The following is a 1,192-nucleotide window of genomic DNA, read 5'->3' as shown; positions in this document are numbered from 1 at the left end:
AGACCGCCTGGTGACAACGTCTGCCCCTGGGCGTCCAGCAGTTTCAYGCCCAGGGCCTGCATGGCACCGGCGCCGCCGTCATTGGTYGCACTGCCGCCAATCGCCAGGATCACCCGTTGCGCACCGGCATCCAGCGCGGCGCGGATCAATTGCCCGGTACCGAAAGTGCTGCTGATGCAGGCATCGCGTTGCGCCACCGGGACCAACTGCAAACCGCTGGCCTCGGCCATTTCGATGATCGCGGTGTGGCTCTGCGGCAACCAGCCCCAGGCGGCATCCACCGTTGCTCCCAGCGGCCCGCGAACCATGGTGCGGCGCTGTTCGCCTTCACAGGCGGCAAGAATCGACTCGACAGTCCCCTCCCCGCCGTCGGCCATCGGGCATTTGATCAGTTGGGCATCAGGCCAGACTTGCGCCAATCCCAATGCAATGGCGTCGGCCACGCCTTGAGCGCTGAGGCTGTCCTTGAACGAGTCGGGGGCGATCACGATTTTCATGGGAATTCTCCAGTTCCAATGCCCACATGCTGCCAGCCGCCTTGAACAATAACGCCGGGCCGCTGCACAAGCGGTGTTGAGGATTATTGTTCATTTCCACAAAGCCCGGCGGAAGCGGCATCGTCCACAAATCTGTGCACCACTACAAATAACTGTGGGAGCGAGCTTGCTCGCGATGGCGGCGCATCAGTCAGCATTAATGTCTCTGACACACCGATATCGCGAGCAAGCTCGCTCCCACAGGGAATGTGTATGGTTCAGGGGTTCGTGTCTGTCTGGGGGAGCAGTTGCACGCCGAGGTACAGCGCGAGCATCCCATCGAGTCGCAGTGGATCAACCCCGCTGAGCTCGGCAATCCGCTCCATGCGATAACGCAGGCTGTTGCGATGGATGCCCAGTGCATCGGCGCAGGCCTGGCTCTGGCCGTCGTGTTCGCACCAGCTGCGCAGGGTCGCCAGCAACTGACCGTTGCTGTCCTTGGCAATGACCCTGCGCAGCGGGTTGAGCAGTTCGTCGAGGGCGTCGTCGTTGCGGTGGCGCCAGAGCATCACCGGCAGCCGATAGCGGTTCAGCATCAGCAATCGGGAGCGCGGCAGCACCTCGCGTCCATAGGCCAGCAAGTCACCGACCCGACGATAGCAGCGGCGCAACCCGGCCAGCCCGTCGGCTTGCCCACCCACGGCGATACGCAGGAT

The 1,192-nt window shown here is 63.2% G+C and carries 2 protein-coding genes; both read right to left on the bottom strand.

Features of this window, described 5'->3' with window-relative positions; all coding sequences use genetic code 11:
• Positions 1-497: glycerate kinase (locus tag ACXRVY_RS30280; RefSeq protein ID WP_458239109.1), on the bottom strand; the 497-nt coding region annotated here is incomplete at its 3' end.
• Positions 498-754: 257 nt separating this feature from the next.
• A partial coding sequence (locus tag ACXRVY_RS30275; protein WP_458239108.1) for a PucR family transcriptional regulator occupies positions 755-1,192 on the bottom strand: 438 nt, incomplete at its 5' end.

The organism is Pseudomonas sp. P5_A2_2, from assembly GCF_054177685.1.
The sequence above is the reverse complement of the archived record's forward strand: the minus strand, read 5'-3'. Positions and strand labels throughout refer to the sequence as shown.